We start from the raw sequence: 7,227 nt of genomic DNA, 5'->3' as shown, positions 1-7,227 counted from the left end.
CCGATCCATCTCGACCTGACGAATTACGTTTCGTTGCGAACCTTACGACGCTGGAAGTGGTGAGAGCGCAGAGCCTTGTCGTGGCGAAGCCCCAGGAAGGATCTTTCCGAGGAGTCCTTCTCCCGGAAAAGGCACGCCATGGTGGAGGATCAGCTGAAATCCCGCCGCATCCGGGACGAGCGGCTTCTCTCGGTCATGGGGGAAATTCCCCGCCACCGCTTCGTCCCTCCCGATCTCGCCCTCCGGGCCTACGAGGACGGCCCGCTCTCCATCGGGGAGGGGCAGACCATATCGCAGCCGTACATCGTGGCCGAGATGACCGAAGCGCTTCACCTGTCCGGAAACGAGAAGGTGCTCGAGATCGGGACCGGCTCGGGCTACCAGACGGCGATCCTCGGCCGCATGTCGGAAATCGTGGTCACCGTGGAGCGGCTGGAATCCCTTTCGCGGACGGCGCAAACGAAACTCGCGTCGCTCGGGATCGAGAACATCCTGTTCCGCGTGGGCGACGGCACCCTGGGAGCCCCGGAGGACGCCCCGTTCGACCGGGTGATCGTCACGGCCGCGTCGCCCCATGTGCCGGAACCTCTTTTCGCGCAGATGAGGGAGGGCGGCATCATGGTGATCCCGATCGGAGGACGCTGGGAGCAGGACCTCGTAAGCGTCCGCAAGGAACAAGGGGCGCCCCGCAAGGAATATCTCGGCGGTTGCCGCTTCGTCCCGCTCCTGGGGGAACACGGATTCTCCGCATGACCCGGAGAAGGCCTTTCGGGGAATCGTCCGGATGGAGGACCTTCCTTTTCGCCTCCCTCGCGCTGGCAGGGCTCGTTGCGGGATGCTCGACGGGTACAGGGGTCTATCACCGGGTGGAAAAGGGGCAGACGGTGTACCGGATCGCGAAGACGTACGGCATCGAACCGCGCGAACTCCTCGAGAGCAACGGGATCGTGGATCCGAGGGAGTTGCAGACCGGGCAGCTACTGTGGATCCCGGGTGCGACCCGCACGAGGGCCGTCCTCCCCCTGGAGGACCTCCGGGACCCCCGGGAGACGAGTTCCCGTCTGTCGGGGAAGAGGCTCGTCATGCCGCTTCGCGGATCGATCTCCTCGGGCTTCGGGGATCGGAACGGGCGCATGCATGAAGGGATCGACATCCTGGCCCCGGAGGGCGCCGAGGTCCGGGCGGCCGGATACGGGGTGGTCCTGTACGCCGGGGACGGGATGCGCGGATACGGGAACGCGATCGTGCTGGACCACGGGGACGCCGTCACGACCCTCTACGGACATCTGAAAGGCTTCCGAGTGAAAACGGGGGAGATCGTCGCGGGGGGAAGCGTGATCGGGGAGGTGGGGGACACCGGAAACGCGACGACGCCGCACCTCCACTTCGAGCTGCGGCTGGAAGGGGAAGGGGTGGACCCCGAAAAATATTGCGAGAGGGCGGAAACCACGCGATGAAGGCGCTCAAGAGACGGATACGGAACATCCCCGACTTTCCGATCAAGGGGATCCAGTTCAAGGACATCACGACCCTGCTCTCCGACTCTGCGTCGTACCAGCGGGCGATCGACCTCATGGCGCACCGCCACTTCGACAAGGGAGTGGAGGCCGTCGTCGGGATCGAGGCGCGCGGATTCGTGATGGGGGCGGCGATGGCCTACAAACTGGGGGTGGGGGTCATCCTCGTGCGCAAGGCGGGGAAGCTCCCGTACCGGACGGTCTCGGCGGAGTACGCGCTCGAGTACGGAAAAGACCGGCTGGAGATCCACGAGGATGCGATACGACCCGGGATGAGGGTGGTCGTGGCCGACGATGTTCTCGCCACGGGGGGAACGGTCGCCGCCGTGGCCGATTTGTTGAAACGGCTCGGCGCCGTTATTGTAGAATGTTGCTTTCTGGCGGAACTTTCCGATCTTCGAGGCCGCGACAAGCTGAAAGGTCAGAAGGTGTTTTCCCTGCTCAAGTTCAAGGAGTAGGGGAGAAGCCGGCGGACTTTCTTGGGATGCGCCCCCGTAGCTCAGGCGGATAGAGCAGCGGTTTCCTAAACCGTTTGCCGGGTGTTCGAGTCACCCCGGGGGCGCCAGTTTTCCTATTCTTTATTGCGGGTGCCGTTCCAGAATTGCTCTCTCTCGTTTGGAGACCTCTCCGCATGCGTGACATAAAAAATTTCTCCACAAGCGAATGGTTGCGGTTCCTCCCATTCCAGTACGCATTCAAGGAGACGCGAAACGATGCGTGGCTCGCGATCTACAAAATATTCCGGCCGAAAGCGCTGGACATGTTCCTGAAGGAGTCGGAGCGGCTCCGGAACCGGAATGTTGCGCTGGTCGTTGCGTTTGAGCAGCCCTGGGTATTGGACTGGCTGCTCCGGATGGCGCAACGCAACCTCACGGATACCGCCGTGTTGGTTTTCGACAACTCACGGCGGGCGGTAGCGAGACTCGATATCGAGCGTGTATGCCGCAACCGCGGGATCCCCTATCTCGCTTTGCCGGCGAACCCTACCCGGCACGTGAATCGATCGCATGGAATGTCCATGACGTGGATCTATCACAACGTCGTCCGTGCCATAAATCCCCGCATGTTCGCATTCATCGATCACGATATGATTCCGGTCCGAAAGACCGAGTTTTCGGAACGGCTGGCGGATCAACCGTTTTTTGGCAAGCTGCGGACCAGTCCGTGGGCATGGCAACTCTGGGCCGGATATTGTCTGTTCGATTTTTCGACTGTTGCCGATCTGCCGATAAACTTTCTTTATGATTTTTCGCAGAAGCTCGATACAGGAGCTCGCAATTGGGGCTGTCTTTATCAGCACTACGATCGGGACCGCCTGCGATTCGCCAGCAGCCGCTACGTCGAAGTCAGGGACCCGGCAACAGGAGAATCCATGTCGGTGGAGATGGTCGACGATCGGTGGTTGCATATCGGAAACATCGGCTATAACGACAACTTCCGCTCGAAAGCGCAGTTCTGTGAGAATCTGGCGCACGCCCTGGATCAAGGGATAAGCTGGCCGCATCTATGCGGTGACGGGAATGCGGACGAAGTACCGTAAGCTCTTTGTGCCGAGGAACCGGGGCAATGAGGAGGGGACTTCGCGAACCGTCTGGCTTAAAGAAGCCAAGGGTTCATCAAACCGTCTGCCGGGTGTTCGAATCACCCCGGAGGCACCGGTTTTTTCCCTTCCCTGTCGAGGTACCGTTCGATATCCTTGCGACGGAAACGCCATTGGTTGCCGCTTTTATATCCCTTGAGCACACCTTTGCGGGCGAGGTCGTTTACCGCGTCGGGGCTCATGTCCAGAAGATAGGCCAAGTCGCGCGTCTTGAGGATGTTGGGGAGGCTCTCCAATCGTCAAGGCCCTTCAGAACATGATTTTAAATGTGTTTCTCCAAGGAAAATACCATAACGATATTATATTGTAAACCTGAATATTTTCCAATATGAAGCGCCATTCTATTCCGGAAAACAACGGAGGATTCTCTCCTGGACGGAACCGCGCGTGAGGGTCTTTCTCTTCTCTCTTGCCGGCATCCCCCTGTTGCTGTTCGACGGGGTTCTCCTGGTTACCTTCCCGATCCCCGCCGGGCGGATGGCGACGCGGGATGAGGGATGGATCGTCCTGGCGGGGGCCCTGGTCTATCTTCTCGTGCATTTCTTTCTTCGGAAGCCGGAGCGGCTCTACCTGTGGGCGCACGAGTTCTCCCATCTGGTCCTCGCCAAACTCTTTTTCCGAAAGATCCACCAGTTCCACATCTCGTCGAGGGATGGGGGAAAGGTGGTGATGGACCGGACGAACGTGATGATCGACCTCGCTCCGTACATCTTCCCTCTTTACAGCGTGGGGATCGGCATCGCGGCCTCGGTCTTCCGGCATGCATCCCCCTGGGTCCCGGACCTCTATCTCGCGACGGCCTCCTTTCTGTTCACGATGCACCTCCTTTTCTCCGCGGAGGGATTCCTGGCCGGGCAACCGGATCTGCGAAGGAGCGGGAGGGTGTTCTCCGCGGCGGTCGTCCTGCTCTTCCTTTTGTTGTGGATCCCGTGCCTGATGGCGCCCGGCGTAACGGCGGGATGGAAGGGGGCGGCTGCCGCCTACCGGGAGTGGCTGTCGGCCGGCGGGGCCGCGGGAGGAAGCATGCTCGCCCACGTTCGTGGCCTCCTCGTTCGCTGAGAAGTTCCTTCCCCTTTCCTTAAACGGGATCGGATTTATGGTAATCTGGCCGTGCGCAGCGACATCTTCGGGAAACGTTTTATGTGCGCTCCGGAAAAAGGGGGAAGAGCATTCGGCCTTTCCCGGGAGGAATGAATTTCGGTGTGTGGGAAACCTGCGGGGAAAGATCGCTTCGCCGTGAAAACGCATGCTTGACCGGAAGGAATTCGAACGGCAGGAAGCGCAACGGCTTGCGTCGTACGCCGTCAGGAGCGGGGAGTCCCGGGGGAGGAAGTTTCCGGAGCCGGAGGATCCGTTCCGTTCGGTCTTCCAGCGGGACCGGGACCGCGTCATCCATTCCGCCGCCTTCCGGCGGCTGGAGTACAAGACCCAGGTCTTCGTGAACCACGAGGGGGACCATTACCGGACCCGCCTCACCCACACCATCGAGGTCTCCCAGATCGCGCGTTCCATCTGCCGCGCCCTCCGCCTGAACGAGGATCTGACGGAAGCGATCGTGCTGGCCCACGATCTGGGCCACACCCCCTTCGGGCATTCGGGGGAGCGCATGATGGATCAGCTGATGGAAGGGGAGGGGGGGTTCGAGCACAACCTCCAGAGCCTGCGGGTGGTGGACGTCCTCGAGAAACGGTACGCCGACTTCGACGGCCTGAATCTGACCTTCGAGGTCCGGGAGGGGATTTGCAAGCATAGTTCCCAATACGACAATCCCCCTCCGGTTCCGGAATTTCGGAACCCGGGATATCCCACCCTCGAAGCCCAGGTAGCGGACGTTGCGGACGAGATCGCCTACAGCAGCCACGATGTCGATGACGGGATTCGTTCCGGCATGCTCACGCCCGCAGGGCTGGGATCCGTCGAACTGTGGCGCGAGGCGGTTTCCTCCATACGGGAAAATTATCATGCGATAGATGAGGATATCCTTCGATATCGTGCGATATCATTTATGATATCTTCCCTTGTGAGAAACCTGATCCGGAATTCCCAGGTCCTTTTGGAAAGGTACGGGGTCCTCACCCCGGACCAAGGGCGGACCACGCGGGAAAAATGCATCGCGTTCGATGAGGAAATGCGGGATAAGAACAAGGAACTGAAATCTCATCTTTTGAAAGAGATGTACGGTAATTACCGGGTCATCCGGATGGAACAGAAGGCCCGCCGGGTCATCGGGGAACTCTTCCATTCCTATTGCGAACGTCCCGAACAGCTCCCCCCCCATATTTTCGCGCGCCTGGGGAACGACGGTGCCAGACGGGTGGTCTGCGACTATATCGCAGGGATGACCGACCGGTACGCCATGGAGGAATATCAAAAACTGTTCGATCCTTTAAAAAAAGTATAGATATTATCGATGCATAAAGAAAAAGATATAAACTTTAGGTTTAAATTAGCCGTCGAAAGGAATTTCGATCAGAGCGCGAGCATCTACGACACCTTCGAGAGAAAGCACCGTTTGTTCGAGACGCTCACGAAGAAGCTATGCGAGCTGAACGAACCCTTCGCGCCGGAAAGAGTGCTCGACGTGGGGTGCGGCACCGGAATCTCCACCCTGTGCATTTACAAGTCCCTGGATCCACCCCCGATCATCTACGCGATCGACATCTCGGAGCCCATGCTCATCAAGGCGAGGGAGCGCTTGGAAGGGAAAAAGGGGATCTACTTTGTCCGGGGGGACGCGGAGAATCTCGCGAACTACTTCCATGAAGCCTTCGACGCGGTATTTTACACCGCGTCGATCTTCCTCCTTCCCAATTTCCGGGAATCGATCAACCAGGCGTGCAAGTTGATCGTTCCCGGCGGGGTGCTGGCGATCAGCTATTACGACGGCCTTTTCGACGCGAAAGGGCGGGATGCCGTCCCTTTGGTCTTCCCGGAACTGAAATATCAGTACGGCGCCATCTCCTACGACGATCTCATGATATTTCTCAAGGCAATGAGGGGCTTTCGAACCGCGGAATTCGACTATCGGTTCGAAATCACCAACGAATATCTGTTTGATTTCTTGAGCATCCCCGCGCAGTCGGCGGGATTTTTCCCCAAAACTCCCTACATCGAACGGATCCCCATGATCCGGGACCTATGCGAAAGACTGACGGAGGAGGTGAGGCCCCTGTTCATGGGGTGGAAATTCGTGGTTTCCCGGAAAGGGTAAAAAAAACCTGTCCCCCGATGTTCAATATTACATAATATATATTACCAGACGTTGAGCCCCGCGGTGCGGGGACCTTTCACACCTCCCACATCTCCTCTTCGTAGTTTCTCCCGGGTAAGTCCGCCAGGAACGTCCCGTACATGGGCCACCGTTCTCCGACCGTCCCGGTCCGGACGATCGTCATGAAAAATTCGATCCTTTCTTCCCCCTCGCATCCAAGTTCCCGGAACGGGATCCCCAGTTCCAGCACCTTTCGAAACGACGCGCGGACCGTGTCGGGCTTGGTAAGAGGATCGGATCGGAGAATCTCGCCGATATTCCCGATCGACACGCGCAAGGAGGGATCCGCCGGATACAGGACCGTGCTGATCTTCCGGTTTTTCCCCGGGAAGAGAATTTCCACTTCCAGAGAATCCGGGGGTTCGAAAATCGACGAGTGAAGGTCGATGCGAAGAAAGAGATTCGACTCGTCGAACCCGAAATAAAGGCACTCGAGGACGGAGGAGACGGCCCGGTGCATCGTTCCGAATTCCGGACGGGGGAAATACCGGGTCGCCGCGCTCCATTCGTAGTACGTAGTAATATTCCCGTTTATTTTTGGGTGGATATACGCGCGTGGCCTCTTCAGATGGTTCTTCTCCGCCGGAATCCTGTCGGCGCGGATGATGGGGATGTCGATCGAATCGGGCGGGGCTTCCCCCATTTCGCGGTACGCCGCCTTTACATTGCTGCGAAACAGACGGTCGAACTCCGGGCCATGCGGCGTGAAATGGTCATCCCCGTACCACCAGCACCAGTCGGATCCTTCCGCGACGAGCAGGTGGCCGAAAGCGTTATTCAGTTCTTTCGACGGCTTCAGGCCGGCCTTCCTCATCTGCTCGGAACGCGATTGCCAGAGG

The 7,227-nt window shown here is 58.9% G+C and carries 9 protein-coding genes and 1 tRNA gene; 8 read left to right on the top strand and 2 right to left on the bottom strand.

The window, feature by feature from the left end; all coding sequences use genetic code 11:
• Positions 1 to 75 precede the first annotated feature (75 nt).
• From VJ307_06955 to VJ307_06935, 5 genes are all read left to right on the top strand, one after another.
• Positions 76 to 753 carry a protein-L-isoaspartate(D-aspartate) O-methyltransferase gene (locus VJ307_06955; GenBank protein HJX73879.1) on the top strand — a complete coding sequence of 226 codons (678 nt, stop codon included), beginning with the start codon at positions 76 to 78 and terminating at the stop codon, positions 751 to 753.
• A complete protein-coding gene (locus tag VJ307_06950; protein ID HJX73878.1) occupies positions 750 to 1,457 on the top strand; it encodes a M23 family metallopeptidase in 708 nt (235 codons plus the stop codon). The genes VJ307_06955 and VJ307_06950 overlap by 4 nt, the downstream gene beginning before the upstream one ends.
• Positions 1,454 to 1,975 carry an adenine phosphoribosyltransferase gene (locus tag VJ307_06945; GenBank protein HJX73877.1) on the top strand — a complete coding sequence of 174 codons (522 nt, stop codon included), beginning with the start codon at positions 1,454 to 1,456 and terminating at the stop codon, positions 1,973 to 1,975. The genes VJ307_06950 and VJ307_06945 overlap by 4 nt, the downstream gene beginning before the upstream one ends.
• A 30-nt stretch (positions 1,976 to 2,005) precedes the next feature.
• Positions 2,006 to 2,082 (top strand) — tRNA-Arg (locus tag VJ307_06940).
• Positions 2,083 to 2,148: 66 nt separating this feature from the next.
• Positions 2,149 to 3,057 carry a hypothetical protein gene (locus tag VJ307_06935; GenBank protein HJX73876.1) on the top strand — a complete coding sequence of 303 codons (909 nt, stop codon included), beginning with the start codon at positions 2,149 to 2,151 and terminating at the stop codon, positions 3,055 to 3,057.
• Between the two features lie 101 nt (positions 3,058 to 3,158).
• Here the strand turns inward: VJ307_06935 and VJ307_06930 are convergent, their stop codons facing one another.
• Positions 3,159 to 3,353 (bottom strand): helix-turn-helix domain-containing protein, encoded by a 195-nt coding sequence (locus tag VJ307_06930; protein ID HJX73875.1) that lies wholly within the window; start codon positions 3,351 to 3,353, stop codon positions 3,159 to 3,161.
• A gap of 151 nt (positions 3,354 to 3,504) precedes the next feature.
• Between VJ307_06930 and VJ307_06925 the strand changes: the two genes are divergently transcribed.
• The 3 genes from VJ307_06925 (at position 3,505) to VJ307_06915 (ending at position 6,328) form a co-directional block, all read left to right on the top strand.
• Positions 3,505 to 4,176 carry a M50 family metallopeptidase gene (locus tag VJ307_06925; GenBank protein HJX73874.1) on the top strand — a complete coding sequence of 224 codons (672 nt, stop codon included), beginning with the start codon at positions 3,505 to 3,507 and terminating at the stop codon, positions 4,174 to 4,176.
• A gap of 187 nt (positions 4,177 to 4,363) precedes the next feature.
• Positions 4,364 to 5,518: a deoxyguanosinetriphosphate triphosphohydrolase gene (locus VJ307_06920; protein HJX73873.1), complete on the top strand. Its 1,155-nt coding sequence runs from the start codon at positions 4,364 to 4,366 to the stop codon at positions 5,516 to 5,518.
• A gap of 9 nt (positions 5,519 to 5,527) precedes the next feature.
• A complete protein-coding gene (locus VJ307_06915) occupies positions 5,528 to 6,328 on the top strand; it encodes a class I SAM-dependent methyltransferase (GenBank protein ID HJX73872.1) in 801 nt (266 codons plus the stop codon).
• A 76-nt stretch (positions 6,329 to 6,404) separates the two neighbouring features.
• Here the strand turns inward: VJ307_06915 and VJ307_06910 are convergent.
• Positions 6,405 to 7,227, bottom strand: an 823-nt coding sequence (locus VJ307_06910; GenBank protein HJX73871.1) for a hypothetical protein, incomplete at its 5' end; no start/stop codon positions are given.

Source organism: Candidatus Deferrimicrobiaceae bacterium (assembly GCA_035256765.1).
Taxonomy (GTDB): Bacteria; Desulfobacterota; Deferrimicrobia; order Deferrimicrobiales; family Deferrimicrobiaceae; genus CSP1-8.
The sequence above is the reverse complement of the archived record's forward strand: the minus strand, read 5'-3'. Positions and strand labels throughout refer to the sequence as shown.

Coding starts and splice junctions, on each gene's coding strand:
- VJ307_06950 (HJX73878.1), top strand. CDS start 750: ATGACCCGGAGAAGGCCTTTCGGGGAATCGTCCGGATGGAGGACCTTC.
- VJ307_06945 (HJX73877.1), top strand. CDS start 1,454: ATGAAGGCGCTCAAGAGACGGATACGGAACATCCCCGACTTTCCGATC.
- VJ307_06935 (HJX73876.1), top strand. CDS start 2,149: ATGCGTGACATAAAAAATTTCTCCACAAGCGAATGGTTGCGGTTCCTC.
- VJ307_06920 (HJX73873.1), top strand. CDS start 4,364: ATGCTTGACCGGAAGGAATTCGAACGGCAGGAAGCGCAACGGCTTGCG.
- VJ307_06915 (HJX73872.1), top strand. CDS start 5,528: ATGCATAAAGAAAAAGATATAAACTTTAGGTTTAAATTAGCCGTCGAA.